This is a genomic window from Flavobacterium arsenatis (assembly GCF_031456785.1).
GTDB lineage: Bacteria > Bacteroidota > Bacteroidia > Flavobacteriales > Flavobacteriaceae > Flavobacterium > Flavobacterium arsenatis.
Genome location: NZ_JAVDVI010000016.1, coordinates 80,253 through 100,899 on the forward strand (window position 1 = coordinate 80,253; position 20,647 = coordinate 100,899).

The following is a 20,647-nucleotide window of genomic DNA, read 5'->3' on the forward strand; positions in this document are numbered from 1 at the left end:
TTTTATTTTAAGATTAATATTTGATGTTTGGATAAGCATTGGTTATATTTCCAATTTCATCAAACTCTATTTTTATTTCGAATTCCTCTGTACTATCTAATGTTTTGAAACTTGGTGATTTATGATTTTTTATTTGCTCAAAAGTACCCGACTTTATCATATTTTCATACACCAAGGCAATTTCTTCCTTGACTCTTTGAATATTCCAGTTTATAGGAAACATAGATGATTTTGCCTGTTTTTCGATCCATTGCCCGTTTTTATATCTTACCTCTATCAAAGCATCAAAAGGGTGGCCATCTACTGGCTGAGTAAGATATTTTCTCACTCTAATATTTTCTCCTATTACAGAATGATTATGTCCGCCAGTACCTTTTAAAACTTGAGTAGCATCTCTATTACTAAGTTTTCCGATGGTAAACTCTCCATCAAAATGGAGATGAAATTTATTTTCAAACTTGTTACCCCATCTTTTAAAAACAGCTTTTCTAGTTGAAGATTTTAGCGCATCAATAAGCTTACTCCCTCGGCGACTCCATAAATCCTTTAGCTCATCTCGAACTTGTTTTGCTGTTCCTTGTGCAATAACTTCACCTTTGTAGATAGCAGCATATCCTGCAACCTTTCCATCAAAATCAATACCTTTTATAAATAGCACCCCTTGTTCTTGCAAACGGGTTATACCTGCAGTATTGAAATGAACGCCTGAAAGCTTTAGAGCTTCTTCACCATAAATGATTTCTTTTACGGTGTTTTTGGTAAAATTAGCAATATTTATTTCAAGTATTGCTCTTGTAATGGCGGCTCTCACAAAATTTCTTGAACCTGCTACTGTTTTTGAGGTTAGTTTAGCTAATCCTGCCAATACACTTGGGGCGGAGGCTAATAGAGGGATACTGGTTGCTACCCCTGCTGCAAGTATGAATTTCTCATAGGCTTGAAGGAATTTTTCTCCTTCTGGACTAGCTGACTTTATCTCATCATAATTTGCCTGTATTATGGCATCTAATCCTGCCAAAGCAATATCTACTCCCGCAATAATAGCCCAAAAACCGCTAGAGGATCCAAGTGTGGCAAGTCCTAAAATTACGGCGGCAACATCAATCCCAATGCGGATCATACGGTTGATATAGATCCATTCTTCTTCATCGGAAATGGATTTAAGGAATATTGCGGGAACGTATTCTGTTTGCGAATTTTCCTGACTGTAATCTATGAAAGCAACTATGTCCAGCGGTGAATAATAAGCTCCAGCATCTACATCTTCGATATGACTTTCAGTTCCCTCATAGTCTTGGTTGCTAGAACCGCTTGGAATACCAGTAGCAATTGTTTTTTTTACGGTTTGTGTTTTTACTATTTGCTGTTTTAGAAAAATAACGTCATTGCCATCATCATTTAGCCAGTTTACATTACTGTCCAGTTTATATTCCTTACCGTATTTAAATGTTTTTCCAGTAAATTTTAAATCTTGAAATCCATTAATTAGGCAAATTGAGGATAAGATTGTGGTGTATATTGTCCTGTTTTTTATGAGCATCCCTTCTATTTCTGACTCGCCATCGAGATTGATGTATACTTGTTTTACTAACTTTGGACTTTGCAACAAATCAAGAAGTAGAATTCGATTATATACCGTAAGGCATTGTAAATTTTTTATCAATGCATTACTAGAATCTTTCCAACCACTAAAATATCCGACATTATCATAGTTTGTTAGGATTTTGAAATGGTCGAATAATAACGCATATTCTAAATCCGCACCAATTTCTCTGGTCAAGACATCAGGGAGGTTTTCATATAAGAATTTTAGTTCTGAAGGTTCCTTCGTGGCATTTATTTTTGTTATGAAAGTATTCTTGATTTGTTCTTTTATAAAATCATAATTGCCCAATTCTTTTGCGATAGCAAGCATATCATTAGCACTACCTGTAGCAATATTAATTGCGACATACTTGCTTTCGATTGTGTAATCGGCTTCAATATCTGGAGTGACACTATAGTTCTTTTTGTCAAGAGCATCATTATAGATGTATTTTATTTCATAGAAAATATTTTCGCTCTTGGCGCTTACATAAAACAAAAAACCAGGGTTGGCAAGGCTTATGTGGCAAGCTCTCTTATTGAGCGAAACTTTTAAATGAGCAACTTGGTCCGTATTAGTAATAGGATTTTTGTAGGTGAACGGATTGCTTTGATAATAGGTTGAACCAGCCGAAACGGGAGCTAATGTAGTAGGACTAATTCCTAAACTATTATTGTGAGTTGACAAAGTATATTTTTGATGATAAAAGAAATAACTAAATTCCTTATTGGTTTTTATGTCTTTTATAAGTGCATCAATGTCCATCTTTTCGGTATAGAAATCGTTTACATGCTCTTTACATTTGTTGTTTTGGTCATATTTTTTATCATAAGTAATCTCTTCAAAGCTTTTAACTGAATTTTGCGAATTAGTCCTGCTTTCTTGCTTATTACCCATTATCTCCTCAAAACTCAACGGTTTTATGCCGTGGAGCAACGCTTGACTTTCCTGATCCTATTGGTCATAATTGTTCATATTTTTTTAATTAAAGGGAATAGCAACCTAGGCCAGGGTTTTTAGGCTCTGGCTGGGGTTGGTATTCGGGGTTTGTAAAATGGTTTAGTAGAGTGCTGTCCAGTGGACTCCATCACAATAGAGGCCGTAGGTTGCTCCTGGTATTAAGGGCATTGCGTTGAGCGGGGCTCCATCAAAAAGTTCTAGATTTCCTGCATGTGTATTTATGGAAATGTTGCCTGTGCCTTTGTTTACGATGATAATTTGCTTTCCGGTATTGTCGCTAACGGGTGGTAATGTCCAAGTTGTTGCTCCTCCGGTGTTGGCGAAGTAATTGACGGTTTTGTCGGCGGTAAGGATTGCTGTTGCAGTTTCTGAAAGGGTTGTGGCGCTATTAGTTTTGTTTTGCAAGAATTCCTTTGTGACAATGGATTTTCCTGTTGTGTCAGCATTTATTAGGCTTATTGTGTGATTAGGTAAAGTGACCGTTCCATCTGTTGCTTTGGAAAGGGTTATATTTCCAATTCCGTCAGCAATAACAATTGTGTTGGAAGAACTAGGGGATAGACCATTTACTTTTCCTAGAACTACATTACCTGAACCAGTTGTGATGCCAGTGCCAACCCCATGATTTGGAGCTAGAATTAAATTGTTTGAACCTGTAGAGATCCCGGAGCCTATTTCGCTTGCGATAGTGGTTCCGATGATAACATTTTTTGAACCTGTTGTTTCTAATCCAGAATTAGATCCCAATGCCGTATTAAAGGTTCCTGTTGTATTTGCTTTTAAGGAATTGGATCCTATGGCAGTATTATTATAGCCAGTAGAAGTACTATATAAACTACTTCCCCCAACTCCCACATTGTAATTGCCTGTTGTGCTCTCCTGTAATGATTGTGCTCCAACCGCTACATTCCAGGAGCCAGTTGTATTTTTGAGAAGACCAATGTAGCCGATTGCAACATTTGCTGCTCCAGAAGTAGAATTCTTTAATGATTGTAATCCAATGGCTATATTACAATTTCCGCTAATGTTTGACATTAATGCTTCATGACCCAAAGCAGTGTTTTTAGTACCAGAAGCATTTACATCTAATGAAGATTTACCTACAACGGTATTGCCAAATAGATTACTTTTTCCGGAACCTATTTTAATTCCATTAATAGTTTTATCAGTACCTCCTAATTCCTGCAAAGACGTATTATTTATAATTCCTGCTTGAGTTGCTGATACAGGAATAGATACCAACCCCTCTACCTGTTCTAAATTAACTGCTTGCTTTTTGCTTGTTGCTTCTGGTATGACAGGAGAGTTGGCAAAAGTTTTTACACCATCTAACTTTTCATCTCCTGTTTTTTGGACGGCATAGTCTTCTATCTGTCCTTTTTTTATTTTTATTTTTGAGTTCATTGTAGTTTTTTTTGAGCATTATCCCTTAAAAGCAGGATTTATGCGATTACTAATTAATTTGTGTGTTGTTGGGTTTAGCAGGTTTTAATTAAAGGGTTGATACGTAGTTTCCGTTGTCGTCGTAGAATTCTACTATGGCGTTTCTGTTGTTTTTTGCATATGTCAAATTGCCGTCTGGACTTCCAGCATTTGATGTGGCTAAAAAAATATGCACTTTTATAATTGTCCCTAATTTCAAAGCATTTAAAAATACACTTGAACCTAAGGTCTTGCATGCCCGAATATCTACTAAATTTAAACCTGCATTATTCCTAAAAGCACTATTGCCAATGGATATAACTTTTGGAGCTATAAACTCTTTCAACCAATTGTATTGACCTTCCGTATTACTATTCTTATACAAAACGCTTTCTCCCATTTGAATACAATTATTGACAACTACTTTTTGGAAACGGCTATTTTGACGCATCGAATAGTCGGATAGAATTTCAACAAATTCATTTTCAAAATCAATAACACCTACATTAGTGAGTGTATCGGCACCATAAAATTTCGATTTCATAACTACGCTTTCCAAACTTATACACTTGTTAAAACAATTGAGAAAATTATTACTTGTGAAATTCCCCAGATTGGCTGTTCTCAATTTAGAACAATTCTGAAACCAGCCGTGAGGTTCTCCTAACATAGTCGCTGGTAGTGTGTGAAGATTGGCATGGACTACTCCAGTATTAAAAAATGCTCTATTGTCTAATCTATTTAGCCCTAAGAATTTAAAATCGGAAAAATTAATGCAGTTTGCAAAGGAGTAAATTCCAATTGCTTTTACTAGATTGTCATTGTCAAAATAATGAGTTATGTTTAGATTGGCAGCACTTGGGTCTGCATAATTCCCAAAAAGTAAGGTTGCTAGATTATAATTCCCTTGAATATAAGCCTGCACCTCATCATTAACAATCCTGAAGCTTTTGATCCTAGTGGAAGCAATTCCAAGCTTGGCGGCGAGGAGGTTTTTTGTGGACAAAGTACTACCTACACCTCCAATAAAAGTATTCGGAGGCAGGGGGCGTCTTCCATAGATGTATTTCTTTGCTATCATGATTATGAAAATTCTCCGGTTACTAAAAAGTTTTTACTCCCCATTATTTGTTCGATCATTCCACGCTTGTGATGCTCCAGTATTGCACCATCAGGAGCAACTATCGTGGTTAGTCCAGAACCAATGACATTTACGACGGCTGTGTTCTGATTGAAAAGGAAGCATACAAAATCAGAGCGAAGGTTGTCTGGAACCGTAATGTTGATCGTTGAGGTGGATGAGTTGCAAAAGATCGTCACTTTGTGATGTGAATCACTAAGGGTAAAATTGGCGGTTTTTGCAATCTGCTCATTGGTATCAATCTCAATTTTAAAGTCCTCCATAGTTTGATTTAAGGGATTGAACTTTGTGAAAATCTCCTCTCTTGTCTGTTCTAAATTCACCGCAGAACTCGGGTCAGTTGCATGCGGGACACGAGGGCTTGTGGTGAAGTTTTTCCGACCACTAATGGTTTGATCTCCTGTTTTCTGGACGGCGTAGTCTTCTATCTGTCCTTTCTTTATTTTTATGTTTGAGTTCATTTTTTATTTTTTAAAAGTTTAAATAGCCACAACAGGAGTGATTCTTTATCATTGCCTCCTGTTGTGGCATTATTATTCTAAGTCTTGTTGCTTAGCTATAATAGTAGATGATGTTGATTACATCTCCCGCAGTCAAGTTATCCACAATCTCCAGTTCATTATCTGTAGTGATGCTATACTGAACATTTGAGCCGATTTTGTTTAATTTTTGACCATTTACAGTAACCATCAAGACATTTTTAGCCGTTTTTACAAGACTAAATTTTTGATTGCCTGCAAAAACAAATGTTTCTTCGTTTGTCCTATGTGTTTGATTTAGTAAGACAAAAAAAGCTTCTTGAGCATGCATGTTGTACATGCCATAAGAGCCACCTTGTCCAGTAAAAAAGTACGTTTTTGGGTCATCATTATCCGTTACTTTGACAATCACATAACCATCCCCTTGTTCTTGGAGGTCAATAGGGTTTTCAAGATTGTTAATGAAAGTGGAAATAGTGGTTCCGGTAATGTCCCAACCTAAATCAACCAATTGTGTACCCGGGTTATTCAAGTAATCCTTTACAGCAGCTTCATTGGAATGAATGAGTTCTAGATTGTCAGGAGTTAATTGGATACCTTCAAAACCATAATGTTCTCCTGTTTTGTTTTTTCCAAGATTGACTAATTTATATTTAAAAATTGGCGTCACATAGCCTTCTACAGACGGAGAAAACTGAGGGGTTGCTGCGATAATGTAATCCTCATCTTCTAAAACAGTAAATCTTACTGGATAGGGAACTCCGATGTTTATAGCGTTTAATACCCTTGATATAACAGTTCCCTCTAGGGTTGAATCATAAGCTACTCTCAAAACCCTAGTGATGTTGTTCTGAGCTTTAGCTGAAGTTGCCCCTGCTAACGTTTGACCCACTTCTGACTCAATCTTACTTGAACACAATGCTTCTTCCGGATTTTCAAACGTTTCATCATTAATGATGTCATCACAGTTGCATGGTAGTGCCTTTTCTACTTTTAATCCGATGCTGTCGGCTTGTAGAATCGTTAAAGCGGTGGGAAGACGTGTGATCCAAGCTTTTCCTTCTTGCTTTCCTTCCTGATCGTCTAACTCTTCAACAATTGACATATACAATTCATCGTGAATCAACGGCACTTCGCCTCCGCTCCATATTTTTCCCGTCTGAAGGAAATAACGAACAGCATCTTCAAAACCAGGACGAACAGTGGCTATGACTCTTGCCATACCGCTTTGCATAAAATTACGGAACAATGGATCATTCGATTCATCGTATTGGTACAACGATGCCCAGTCGGACTTGCTTCCCCAATAAAAAGGATATAGATTATAAGACATCAAATCCCATTCGAAGGCTTGCTCCATGAATTTTACAAAGGCAGCATAATTGTCAAGCCCTTCATTTAGATTTATTTCATAATCTATAAAAGGCTTACGGTTGCTCATCTCCAATCCATAGGTCTTTTTTGCTCCTTTTCTTCTGTCAATCATATATGAAATACAGTTTTTACGCAAGATGGTGTTCTCGATTTGACGGTAAAAGCCAGGATTGGTCCCTTTGATTGTAATTGCTTTTTGCTTTTCGGCTTCAAGCTTCTCTTTGTAAATTGCCAAAGAATCTTCATAGGCATCAATTATCGCTTTGAATGTTTCTTGTTGCCATTTTTGTTCGGCTGTGGTTGTTAGTTTGCATTTAATCTCTACGTTAACATTTCCCGAATGATGTCCCAAAGCAGAATAGGACACGGGAATTGATCCGATATATCCTTTTACAAATTCTTCCTCGGGACTACTGATTGCTCCATTAGGATTTACCGAATATTTATTTTTACCAACAATAACTGATGATCCACAATTATCTTCTACACTATGGTGCCATGAAACAGAAGCACTTTCAGTTACATATCCGTCAGGGATTTGAACTTCTTCACTACCTGCCGCAGTTTCTTCCCATTCGGAGTTCATCGTTTCAGGAGCTGTATAAGCAAACCCTTTTCCAATCGTAATCTCCTGTTCTGGCTTTGAAGGAACTTCAACATTGTATTTTGAAGACCAATACTTTAAAGTAGTATCGTTGACTTTGGAATAGTCCTTTAAATTCAAACTGCTACCTGTAAATAAATTTGATCTTTTCAAATTCAGACCCGATGTAAGTGAAATCAAATCTTTTTGAAATGTTCTAGGATCTTGTGGTGCTTCAAATTCTGTAGATTCATTATCCAGACCTTCCTTCATCCCTAAAGTGTGCAACTTTCCTGGTTGAGGAATCATGAACTCGAACATCAATCGCTTACCGTAGTTGATTACTTTGTTTTTATACAACTTATCCACCCAGCGATAAACTCCTACAACATGCTTGTCACCTTGGGTGTTATCAAAACCATGCTTATTGTTCTCTTCATATTCTTCTACGATTTTCTCGATACGCTCTTCTTTTACCTTATTTACTATCCTGTCCAAGGCTTTTTCTGTTATTTCTTTGGCCTGGGTAACAGATTGGCGGGAGCTTTCTTCTTTGGAATTATGTGTGGCAAAATTGGCAGAACCTCCTAAGCTATAGCCTGCTCCATGTACAGAAAATTGAGTTCCTGCTAAAAAATCATTACTTTGTTGAATTACTTTTGCTACTTCACTTTGCATATCATAACGTTCAGTAGAAGTTGTATCAGTCAATTGTTCTCTTTCAGACTCCGATGACGAGGTTGTGGTGTTTTCGCTTTTGCGTAATCTTCGAGTGGATTTCTCCTTGTATTCTCTGGCCATGATGTTCTCGATATGGGCTACTTCACCTTCTACGTAGCAATGTACGGACTGTTCTACTCTTTTGTAATCGGCAATTCCAAGTTGCTTCATGCCAAATCCCGCAGGAACAAATCCTTCATTTCCATCTACATCAGTTTCTACAGGATTAAACAGTTGACCAATCAAGATATTGCTTAAGTTTAAATTTCCAATGACAATGTCTTTTTTTCCTCCGTTCAAAAACCTAATCTCTCCATTGAATGCTCCTGTGATTTCTTCGTTTACTTTTACATTTCCTAGCGGAAGGGAACTCAAAATGATATGGTTACCTATTCTGTTCGACTGGGAAATCACGTTTGTAAATATTTCCGATCCCTTATCAAACGTGTAAGAAAAACTTTCTATTTCCCATGAACTATCGGGCACTTCAAACGAAAGCATTGCTTTTTGTTCACCATTTATCAGTGTATTGGCAGATAATTCATATTCAAAGGGGTTGACAATTGTGTTATTGTTGGATATAGGAATTAGAACCCCTCCAAGGCTTATGCGTTTATTGCTTGCGATTTCAGTATTTTCAATGATAAGATTCCTATTATTGGCGATAAGCGAATCGATGCCGGCAAAAGTTTTGTCAAAGCTATCAGTGTCTTCCAAAACGCTTTTCTTCTCAAAATTTAACCCTGCAACAATAGGTCCTCTAGCTTGAAGGTTACTCTGATTTGTTAAGGTTTCCAATAACTGAAGGCTTTCTTCGGATAAAATCTCGTTATCTCTAAAATAATCAAGATCCACCTCTTTTCTAAAGGTAAACTCAAAAGGCTCTAAATCAGGTTCTGGGATAACGGGAGGAGTGCTACAAGGATCTTTAGGATTATACTCCAACTCTGGATTTCTAATTGAGCACCAATTTTGCAAAGATGTTTTTACTGCTAGTTTATGTGCTTCAAGAGTAGGCTTTATAAGTATTTGATGTGCAACCTGTGCCTCTTTTAAAGCTTGTGAATACTCTTTCTGATATTCCTTATGACCCTTTTTTAACTCGCCTTTTAATTTCTCCAGTTTCTCATTTTCATCTTCTGTATAAGCAATTACATGCCGTTTCTGCATGATACGGTTGGGCAACAAGGCGATTCGTGGCTCTGTAGAAAGGGTTGAGAAGATGGTATTTGTTTCTTCTGCAACTTCATCTACAAAAAACTCCTTTGGCAAAACCACACGGGCTTTCATCAATAAGGCATTTTTGGCATGATTTCCTTCTTCGTAGTTTTCAATTACGTGAAGGGCGTGTAGCAACTGCATGGCTAGTTCTTTTGCATAGAAATCTTTGTGTGTAACTACTTGGTAGAAAATATTGTCCCACAAAATGTTTTTTTTATCACTAAAATCAACCCGTTCTCCGTTTGGTTTTACTACAGAGAGTGCAGGAATTATTTTTTCTGCCAGTTCTGTTTTTCTGTAGCCAATCTTGTTTTTAGCAAGCCAAATTGAGAAAAGATAAATAGTGTTGTCAAATTCTGTTCTAAGTGTTTCCTTTGTTGCAGGCACAAATCTATCTAATGACGATATTGGTAAATAAGTGAGAGCTGTATCGATCGCTTCTTTTAATTTTTCCTTTTTTTCAGGAGAATCTTCAACACCCTTAAATTTGCTTACAAGAAGGTCTGGTCTAAAAACAAACCGTAAATTTTGCTCAGTATCGTTGGATAATTCAGGAGCCCTCATAGAAACAAATCGGAAGAGCGTGTTTTTAATTTCTGTATTCATTTTTTTAAATTTTTACTATTAGATTAATTTCTTTGTAATTAGACTAAAAAACAATTTTTCAAAGTTCACTTTCCGGATTAGCTGTTTCAATTTTGATTTCATCGATTAATTACATTGCAAAACTATTAGAAATAAATCTAACATAAAAACAAAATAAAAGAAATTTTTCAATTAATTTATAAAACCTTATACTTGTTAAGTTTACGGTTTTTATATATTTAATTACTTTATATATAACATCTTAAATTATTACAACACAATAAATCCACAAACTAATTATGCGAAAAAAAGCTACTAAATTTATTTATTGTGGTAATAAAATAGGCGTTGTGCTTGTGTATTCAGATTTTATTCCTATTTTTGTTATATGTTTTAAATTAAAAGAAAGATGGTATCAGAAAGAGTAGGACAATACATCGAACGAAAAAAGATCAGCTACTATGCTTTTGAAAACAGCCTAGGAGCAAGCAGAGGGAGTATATCAAAGGCGGTAAAGGAAGGTAAAAGCATTGGCTCTAACGTTTTGGAAAATATAATGAACCAGTATACGGATATAAATCCCAATTGGTTGTTGACCGGGCAAGGTGAAATGCTGTTGGAAAGTGAAGGTATTTTACACAACAGGAGCATCGAAACCTTTCGCTTGAAAAGCGATAATGCTATTGAAAACCAACATATTCCGTTATATGACATTGAAGCAGTAGCTGGACTGGTTCCTCTGTTTCAGGATTCTAAATCACAACAGCCCATAGACCACATTTCGATTCCGCATCTGCCAAAGTGTGATGGTGCGGTTTATGTAACGGGTGATAGCATGTATCCTTTGCTTAAAAGTGGTGATATTGTACTTTATAAAGAAATCCACGACATAAAGAACGAGATTTTTTGGGGTGAGATGTATCTTTTGAGCATTGACATGAGCGAGGAGGAATACATCACCGTAAAATACATACAAAAAGCAGAAAAAGAAGGATGCGTAAGGCTTGTTAGCCAGAACAAGCACCATCAGGACAAAGATGTGGAACTTTCCAAAATCAAAGCTTTGGCACTGATAAAAGCCAGCATCCGTATTAATGCAATGCATTAATATTTGCAAAAAAAACCTTTAAGAAATAATCCTAAAGGTTTTTGGTGTTTTATAAATTTTCATAGAGGAGAAGTTTTGCTTATTCTTTCTCTTCCTTTTCAACTGCATCCTTATAATCTGGATATAAAAACTTGTTATAAGGAAATCTCGTGATGTGAATTTCCCTAACAGCTTCGTAAACACGCTCTCTAAATTCCTCAAAGTTTTCTTTCTGGACTGCCGAAATAAACAAGGCATTTTCCTGACCTACATTATTCATCCAAGTTTCTTTCCATTCTTCAAGCGTATAATGCTTGGTTGTTTTTTCGGTCATCAGATCATCTTCTTCGATAGTCAAGTGTTTAAAAGCATCGATCTTATTGAAAACCATGATGATCGGTTTGTCATCACTTTTAATATCCTTTAAAGTCTGGTTTACCGATTCGATATGGTCTTCAAAATCAAGATGTGAAATGTCCACTACATGAAGCAATAAATCGGCTTCGCGAACTTCATCCAGAGTACTCTTAAAAGAATCTACCAATTGGGTTGGCAATTTCCTGATGAAGCCAACCGTATCGGACAATAAGAATGGGAGGTTTTTAATCACCACTTTTCGAACTGTTGTATCAAGCGTTGCAAACAATTTATTCTCTACAAAAACTTCGCTCTTGCTGATGACATTCATCAGGGTAGATTTTCCAACATTAGTATAACCTACTAAAGCAACTCGAACCATTGCCCCGCGATTGCTTCGCTGAACCGACATTTGCTTGTCAATCACCTTGATTTTATCTTTCAATAAGGCAATTCGGTCACGAACGATACGTCTGTCGGTTTCAATCTCGGTTTCTCCAGGTCCTCTCATCCCGATTCCTCCTTTTTGTCGTTCAAGGTGAGTCCACATTCCTGAAAGGCGTGGCAACAGATATTGGCATTGGGCCAACTCAACCTGGGTTCTTGCATAAGATGTTTCGGCTCTTTGTGCAAAAATGTCCAAGATTAAATTGGTTCGGTCAAGAACTTTACAGTTTAGGATTTTTGTGATATTTTTTTGTTGGGAAGGCGATAATTCATCATCAAAAATAACAGTTGAAACCTCATTCTCTTTGATATAAAGATGAATTTCTTCCATTTTTCCAGTTCCAACAAAGGTTTTTGGATTCGGGCGTTCCATTTTTTGTGAAAAACGTTTTATAACCTCTCCTCCAGCGGTGAAAGTAAGGAACTCAAGCTCATCAAGATACTCATTGAGTTTATCTTCGTCCTGCTTTTGAGTAATAATTCCTACGATTACGGTTTTTTCAAAATTTATATTTTCTTTTTCTAGCATAGTATTGATTCTCCTGCAAAATTAATGATTTAGAGTGAATTAAACTGGGGCAATGTTTCAAATCTTTGAAAAGATTTAAAGTAAATTTAGTTAAAAAATAAATTTTCGTTAGACTATTCTTAAATTTTGTTAAATTTGATTTCCGAAAATACTCGGAAACTATATTAAACAACCTAAAATTTTCATTTTATGAAAAAAATTACATTTTTATTATTAACGATCTTTTATTCACTGGTCAGTTATGGTCAGCTGGAAAATTTTGAGAACGTTACTATTCCGAATCTTCCGGCTGGATGGCTTGCGACAGATAATGGAGTAGGAACTAACCAAAGTTGGCGATCGCTGAATGCTGTTCAGGATCCGCCCCTTGTGAGAGACACTAAAGCAGTGTTTGTTCAACAAGAAGAAATTGGTATTGGAAATACTTCCCGTGATTTTTTAATCACCAATGTAATCACAGTTCCTACCAATGGACAATTGCGTTTCTGGGCAAGACAAGGTATTCAAGGGAATCAAGGAAGCATCTATGAAGTTCGGTATTCTACAAATATCGCAAACCAAGGTCTGATTTCTGATTATCAACTCATAGAAGATTGGACAGAACCGGAAATGAATACTGTGTTCAATGAATATGAAGAACAAGTAGTAAATCTTCCTGCGGCAACGATAGGGCAACAGATTTATATTGCTTTTGTAAGGGTGGTTACTCAAACTGGACTTGCCGCTAGTGGAGATAGATGGTATTTGGACGATATAAACATTGTTCCTCGCTGTATAAACCCTGTAAATTTAGATGCCGAAAATGTAGCTTCTACAACAGCAACTCTTGTATGGCAGCATGTTAGTGGGGCAATTAATTATGAATATGAACTTATTCCTGCTACTGCTTCTCAAACCCAGATTGCAAATGGTGAAACTGGAAATAATGACCTTTTTGCGAATATAACCACCGCTTCAGGTCTTTTACAGCCAGATGGCGGATATAAATATTGGTTAAGGGCAGAATGTTCTAATGAAGTTTTTAGTGAATGGGTTGGTCCATTCTTCTTTAATACGATTCCTTTAGGAACATCCTGTTCTGATCCGATTGTAATTAATACCATACCTCATGAAGTTGATGGTAATACCGGTGATTATGGAAACACCATAACAGCTACTCAAGGAAACTTTCCTAGTTGTGGTGCAACACCAGCTGGAACCAACTATTTTGCAGGAAATGACGTTATTTACAAAGTAATAGCTCCTCAAGATGGATTTATAAGCATAACGCTAACTCCTGGAGCTGCAAGATCTTCGATTTTTGTATATAGTGACTGTGCTTCAATTGGAACTGCTTGTTTGGAGGGAGTTGCAAAAGCTGATTCAACTACAAGAGTCATCAATAATTTTCAGGTAACGCAAGGTGGAGAATACTACATCGTAATTTCATCTGCTTTGCCTACGCAAATTGTTCCTTACAACCTTATTATTCAATATGAATTTTGTGATAAGCCAACTGCTTTAGCCGCTGCGAATCCAACAACAAATGGAGCAGACCTAAGCTGGGAAGATGCCAACATCCTTCCAACAACTTCTTGGAACATTGCGGTGCAACCGGCAGGTTCATCCATTCCAACTGGACCAGGCCAATACAACACACCTGCAGATGGAGTTCCTTCATATCAAGTAAATAACTTAAGTAATCCTAATCTGTCTCAATATCAATATTGGGTTAGACGTTTATGTACTGATGGAGAATATAGTGCTTGGGCAGGTCCTTTCTTGTTCAATACACTAGTTTGTAATCCAGCAGACCAGTGTACTTTTACTTTCCGCACAAGAGACACTAACAACAACGGTTGGAACAATGCCAAAATGCAGGTTTTCCAAAACGGAATACTTGTTCCTGTAACGTTTGGTGGTGCTCCAGTTTTAAACGGATTAATAGGTAACAACACCGTAACAACTGCGCCACAAGATTATGTAGCAAACCTTTGTCCTGGAATTCCTTTTGAGATCAAATGGCAAAATCCAGGTACTGCTCCTCAGCAATGTATTGTAGAGGTAATTAATTCGTTCGGGCAAACTATTTATACCCATACGTTGCCAAATACACCAATTCCTAATCCTAGTACTCTTACGGGTACAACAGTATATCTCTCAGAACCTGTCAACTGTTCAACACCACAGTGTAATATAGCACCAATAAACGTTTCGGTAGTTGCGGGAACCTTGAGTACTACAACTGTTACAATAGATTGGGAAGCTCCAGCAACTGATACTTTTGGTTGGGACATCTATATTGTACCAGCTCTTAATGGTACTGTTCCTACACAAACAACTCCTCCTACTTATTCTAACGTAGGTACTGACAACAAGCCATTTGCTATACCAAATACTTTGAATTCAGAATTCACACTTACTCCGGATACAGCTTATAATGTATATGTTAGAGTAGTATGTAGCCCATTTCCTTCGGCTTGGTCCAATGTCATGACTTTCACTACTTTGCCTACATGTCCAAAGCCTATTGATTTAGCAGTGCCTTTAGCGACAATAACTCAAGACAGTGCCATACTAAATTGGACAAATGGTTCTATTACTGATGATTCTTGGGAAATTCTATTGGTTCCAGGAACTTCAATGACACCTCCAACAGGCACACCACCATTGAACCCTGTCCCTGGAGATGGATTGTTTTATACCGTTTCAGGCCCTTTAAATCCTACTTCATATAATGCAACTGGATTAACCGCTGCGACAATTTATTACTATTATATCAGAACCGTGTGTCCTGGTAATGACAAGAGTACTTGGTCGGGTCCAGTAGTGTTCCATACGGTTACTTGTGATGAAGCAGATAAATGTGAGTACAAATTCTATCCAACAAATACAGACGGTAACAGCTGGAACAACGGAAGAATGCAGGTGAGACAAAATGGAATCATCATTGCTCAAATTGGCACAACACTTATCAATAGTGCCAATCCTGTGATAGTTAAATTATGTCCTGGTGTTCCATTTGATTTATTTTGGAATACTGCTGGAACAGCACCAGAGAACATTGGAATTACAATTCAAAATCCTTTCTTGGATGTAATTTACACAAAAGCTCCTGGACAAGGAACAGTTGGAAATGTTCTTTATAACGATATTACAAACTGTACGGATGCACCATGTGCAAAACCAACACAAATTGTTGTTTCAAATATTGGAGCAACATCTGTACAAATTAACTTTACAGACAATTCTTTACCTCCTTCTCAATCTTTTGATTTATATGTTGTAGAAACAGGTGGAGCGGCTCCAACAAACAATCCTGCCACTACACCTACTCATACTGGTTTTGTTAATGGTGGTATTTTATCTACTCTTAATGGAAACCCGCTAAACCCGTCTACTTCTTATACTTTTTATGTTAGATCGTCTTGCGGTGAAGGTGTAACAAGTACTTGGACTATCCAAACTCCAATTACTTTTATTACTACTCCATTAAATGATTTGTGTAGTAATGCTACTCCAGTTACCATCAATTCTGGTCAAGTATGTTTAACAGAAAATACTGTTACAGGTAATACTTATGGCTCAACCTTTTCAACATTAAATACGGAGGCCCCTATTAGTGGAGCGGGTTGTCAACCAACCAATCAAGATGTATGGTACAGCTTTATAGCAACATCTACATCTCATACTATCTTGATATCAAATGTTGTTAGCACACCAACAACAGCAAACGTTATCTTAAACCACTCTGTATTCTCTGGATCTTGCGATAATATGCAGTTGCTTTATTGTAGTACAGCTCTTGTTAGTGGTGCTCCAAATTTAGTAGTTGGAAATACATATTACGTAAGAGTTTACAAATCAACCAACGTTGCAACACAATCTGCAACATTTGACTTGTGTATTGTATCTCCTCCGGCAAATGATGAATGTGGCGGAGCTATAGTTGTGAATCCTAATCCAGGACAGGAAAGCCTTCCTCAGAACATGGTTTCTTCTGGAACACTTGCTTCAACAAATACTGTTATTGGATTAGACCCAGAATCAAATCCTTTGACTCCGGCTACTTTATGTGCTCCAACTACTGATGATGTTTGGTTTAGCTTTACTGCTACTCATCCAAACCATACTATTATAGTATCTAATGTAGTTTCGTCGCCTGCAACTGCGAATGTAAAGTTGAATTATGCCTTGTTCTCAGGAGCATGTGGTAATCTGGACTTAATATTCTGTAGCAATACTTATATAACTCCTACTTCGGGCTTGATTCCTGGACAGGTATATTATTTGAGGGTCTATAAAACAACTACAAACGCTGTACAATCTGCAACATTTGATTTGTCTATTATTTCTCCTCCTGTTAATGATGAATGTGTAAATGCACTTCCTGTTACGGTTAATCCAGAGCAATTTTGCATAACTGCAAATACAATAACTGGAAATACACTTGGAACTACAGCTTCACTTCCTGTATTAGACCCTCCTTTAACTGGGGCAGGTTGTGGACAGACAAGTAGAGATATGTGGTACAGTTTTATTGCTACTGCTACATCACAAATGATAACATTCAGCAATGTAGAGGCTACACCAAATACTGTTGCGAATCTAAGAGTTAATCATTCTGTTTTCTCAGGAACTTGTGATAACTTAGTTCGATTGTATTGTAGTACTGCAGATGTTAGTCAGGCAACTGGTTTGACTCCAGGAAACACCTATTATATTAGAGTTTATGCCTCAACACTTGTTAACGATCACTATATCAAATTTGATATGTGCATCACTTCTCCTCCTGCTAATGATGAGTGTGTAAACTCGAAAGAGGTAACACCTAATACCGGACAGATTTGTTCTCCAGCAAATATAGTAGAGGGTAGTACTTTAGGAGCCAGCCCTTCTTTGCCACAATTAACTCCTCCTTTAACAGGAACTGGTTGTTTACCAAATAACAATGATATTTGGTACCACTTTGTGGCAACTCAAACTTCTCATGCAATTTTATTATCGAATATTTTTGTTACACCTTCTACTGCTTCCATTGTGCTGAACCATGGTGTGTTTTCAGGGCCGTGTGATAATTTAACTAAATTGTATTGCAGTACAAATAACTATTCTAATGCAACAGGACTAAATCCTGGAGAGACCTATTACATTAGAATTTATACCACCAATACAAATGTGCAACAATCCATAACATTTGATTTATGTATCACTTCACCACCAGTAAATGATGAATGTGCAACTGCACTTGTTGTGCCAGTAAACCAAGATTTTACATGTAATGATAGAATTTTTGGTAGTACCGTTGGGGCAACACAGTCAAGCCCTACCATTACTGGAGCGAGTTGTACAGGTACCAACGACGATGTTTGGTATAAGTTTACTGCATCTGGACCAATTCATTTCATAAACATTAACGCTTTAGCAGCAAACAACAATAGTGTTGTAATCAGCCATGCGGTATTTGCAGGAAATTGTGATGCTTTAGGAACTCCTTTGTATTGTACTTCAAATCCTAATAGTACAGCAATGAACTTAACTGAAGGGCAGGAGTACTATATCCGTATTTACACGGCTGGAGTTCTTGCAGGAGATTGGGTTAACTTTAATTTATGTGTTAAATCACCGCCACCACCGGCAGAAAACGAAGATTGTGGTACAGCAATGCCAATCCTTGCCAATACTGGAGGTCAATGTATTAATATTGGTTCTGGAAATCTAATTCAAGCTGGTCCGTCTGGTGTTCCAAACGCCTGTCAGGGTAATGCTGATGATGATGTATGGTTTTCATTTGTTGCAAATTCAACTCAACATTTTATCAATTTATTTAATATTGAGGGAACTACACAAAATCTAAATCATGCCGTTTATTCATCTGAATGCAGCAGCTTAAATTTATTATATTGTTCTGCAGCAAATTCATTGAATAGCACAAATAATGGCTTTGTTGTTGGAAATACCTACTTTGTTAGAGTTTGGTCCAATGCGAATACTCCTCAAATTGTGGCTTTTGATATTTGTATAAAATCGAAATCTACTTGTGAAACTGCTGAACCATTCTGTGTTACAGAAACTACTCCGCTAATTTTCGCGAATTCAACAGGTGTTCAAAGTTTAGGACAGGTAGCGTGTTTATTCACAACACCAAATCCTACTTACTACTATTTACAAGTACAGAATTCGGGTAACTTGGTGTTTAACATCAGACAAAGTACAGATCCAAATAATTTCCCTGCTCAAGGTGCTCCAGGAATGGACGTTGATTTTGTTGCTTGGGGACCATTTGATTCTCCTGAAGCGTGTGATGAAATTGTTTTAGGACCATGTACTCCTGCATGTCCAAATAATACTGCAAACCCAAACTATTATTTTAATAACTTGGATAATAGTAATGTTGTAGACTGTAGTTATGATGCAGCGGTAACAGAAAACTTTACCATTCAAAATGCTGTAGCAGGACAATACTATATCTTATTATTGACTAACTTTAATGGACAACCTGGTTACATCAGATTATCACAGGCTAATTCAGGGCAACCTAACTCTGGAACTTCAACCAACTTATGTTGTGAAGTAGACTTGGGACAAGATATTGTTACGTGTCAACCATCTGTAACTCTTGATGCAGTCGGTGAACCAACAGCAGCTCCTGAAGAAAACTCTTATGTTTGGTACTTTAATAATGAAATTATTCAAAATGCCAATTCATCAACCTATGTGGCAACACAAACAGGGGTTTATAGAGCAGAAGGAAGTTGTGGATTAAATAGTGCTTCTGATCAAGTATTTGTTGAATTCCTTCCTGCTGTGGTATCAACTACGCCAGCAGATTATTTTGTGTGTGATGATGCAACTAACGACGGAGAGGCTACTTTCGATTTACAAACAATTACCCCGGCTTCAGTTGGCGTTGATCCTTTAATATACTCCATTTCAATTCATGCAACCAACGAAGATGCTCTAGAGCCAATTTCTCCTATCGATGTAACAATTCCTTTTGAAAGTGCTTCTACTACTTTGTATATTAGAATACAATCAAATTCAATAACAGATTGTTATGCTATAGAGCCTATAAATCTTGTTGTAAACACTTTAGAGAATTCTGAATTTGAGTATGAAAATGCACAATATTGCCAAACAGGAATAAATCCTCTACCTGAATTCTTAAATAATGGTATTGCAGGTAATTTTACTGCAACTCCAGCTGGATTATCTATTAATCCTCAAACAGGAGAAATTAATTTAGCGGCAAGTCCTGCTGGAACCTATACTGTTACAAATTCTTTAAACAGTAATGGAGCATGTAATCCAGCACCATCATCTTTTGTAGTAACTATAACTGCTCAACAATCAGGTTTGTTTACTTACAATTCTACTGAGTATTGTAATTCAGGTACTACTGCTCCAATTTTTGCTAACAATGCCGTTGCAGGAGTGTTTACAGCTGAACCAACAGGCCTTAGCATTAATACCGCTACAGGAGTTATCAATCTAGCAGACAGTGCTTTCGGAACTTATGTAGTAACTAATACTATTGCTGCCACAGGTGGTTGTGATGAAGACGTACAGCAATTTACAGTTACTGTTACTGAAGCCACTACAGCTTCTATTTCTTACAATGATCCATTCTGTGTATCATCAACAGAAATTGAAAATGTAACTATTACAGGAAACACTAGTGGAACATTTACAGTTTCGCCATCTGGCTTAAGTTTGGATGCTACAACAGGAGCAATTAATCCAAATTCTAGTACTCCTGGAACATACACGGTTAATTATTTTGTTCCTTCACAAGGATCTTGTGCGGAAATCAATACTTCTGCCAGTATAACAATCTTGGCTGGAACTACCTATGAGTTTGTTCACGGATGTGAAGGAAATGTTTATAAATTAACCGTACAACCTTTGAACAATTCATTCGATATTGCAACTTCAACTTTTGTATGGACTTCAGGATCAAACTGGATTCCAGTACCGAACGAGCCAAATGCAATTTTTGTTAGAGATCAAGGAGATTTCACCGTTTCAATCACAACTGCTGATGGATGTACAACAGTTACAGATGCAATTAATTTAGCATCTATCGGCTGTCAGATCCAAAAAGGTATCTCCCCTAACAACGATGAGAAGAACGACAATTTCGACCTCAGCGGTTATAATGTGAGGGAGATCAGCATC

General features: G+C 37.0%; 8 protein-coding genes. 2 read left to right on the forward strand and 6 right to left on the reverse strand.

Features of this window, described 5'->3' with window-relative positions:
- Positions 1–13: 13 nt before the first annotated feature.
- The 5 genes from J2X31_RS15690 to J2X31_RS15710 form a co-directional block, all read right to left on the reverse strand.
- Entirely contained in the window at positions 14–2,482 is a 2,469-nt protein-coding gene (locus J2X31_RS15690) for a hypothetical protein (RefSeq protein ID WP_310027962.1), read from the reverse strand.
- A gap of 162 nt (positions 2,483–2,644) precedes the next feature.
- On the reverse strand, positions 2,645–3,949 hold the full coding sequence (locus J2X31_RS15695; RefSeq protein ID WP_310027963.1) for an autotransporter outer membrane beta-barrel domain-containing protein: 1,305 nt from the start codon (positions 3,947–3,949) through the stop codon (positions 2,645–2,647).
- An 88-nt stretch (positions 3,950–4,037) separates the two neighbouring features.
- The gene (locus J2X31_RS15700; RefSeq protein WP_310027965.1) at positions 4,038–5,048 is read right to left on the reverse strand and encodes a leucine-rich repeat protein; all 1,011 of its coding nucleotides are present in this window, start codon (positions 5,046–5,048) and stop codon (positions 4,038–4,040) included.
- A 2-nt stretch (positions 5,049–5,050) separates the two neighbouring features.
- The gene (locus tag J2X31_RS15705) at positions 5,051–5,569 is read right to left on the reverse strand and encodes a hypothetical protein (protein ID WP_310027966.1); all 519 of its coding nucleotides are present in this window, start codon (positions 5,567–5,569) and stop codon (positions 5,051–5,053) included.
- A gap of 91 nt (positions 5,570–5,660) precedes the next feature.
- Positions 5,661–10,091, reverse strand: coding sequence for a hypothetical protein (locus tag J2X31_RS15710; protein ID WP_310027968.1), 4,431 nt, complete (start codon positions 10,089–10,091; stop codon positions 5,661–5,663).
- Positions 10,092–10,479: 388 nt separating this feature from the next.
- On the opposite strand from J2X31_RS15710, the gene J2X31_RS15715 reads away from it, so the two are divergent.
- Positions 10,480–11,178: a S24 family peptidase gene (locus tag J2X31_RS15715; RefSeq protein WP_310027969.1), complete on the forward strand. Its 699-nt coding sequence runs from the start codon at positions 10,480–10,482 to the stop codon at positions 11,176–11,178.
- 79 nt (positions 11,179–11,257) lie between these two features.
- On the opposite strand, the gene hflX is transcribed toward J2X31_RS15715, so the two are convergent.
- Positions 11,258–12,490, reverse strand: a complete 1,233-nt coding sequence (hflX, locus tag J2X31_RS15720) for a GTPase HflX (protein WP_310027972.1) — start codon at positions 12,488–12,490, stop codon at positions 11,258–11,260.
- A 189-nt stretch (positions 12,491–12,679) separates the two neighbouring features.
- Between hflX and J2X31_RS15725 the strand changes: the two genes are divergently transcribed.
- Positions 12,680–20,647: choice-of-anchor J domain-containing protein (locus J2X31_RS15725; protein ID WP_310027973.1), on the forward strand; the 7,968-nt coding region annotated here is incomplete at its 3' end.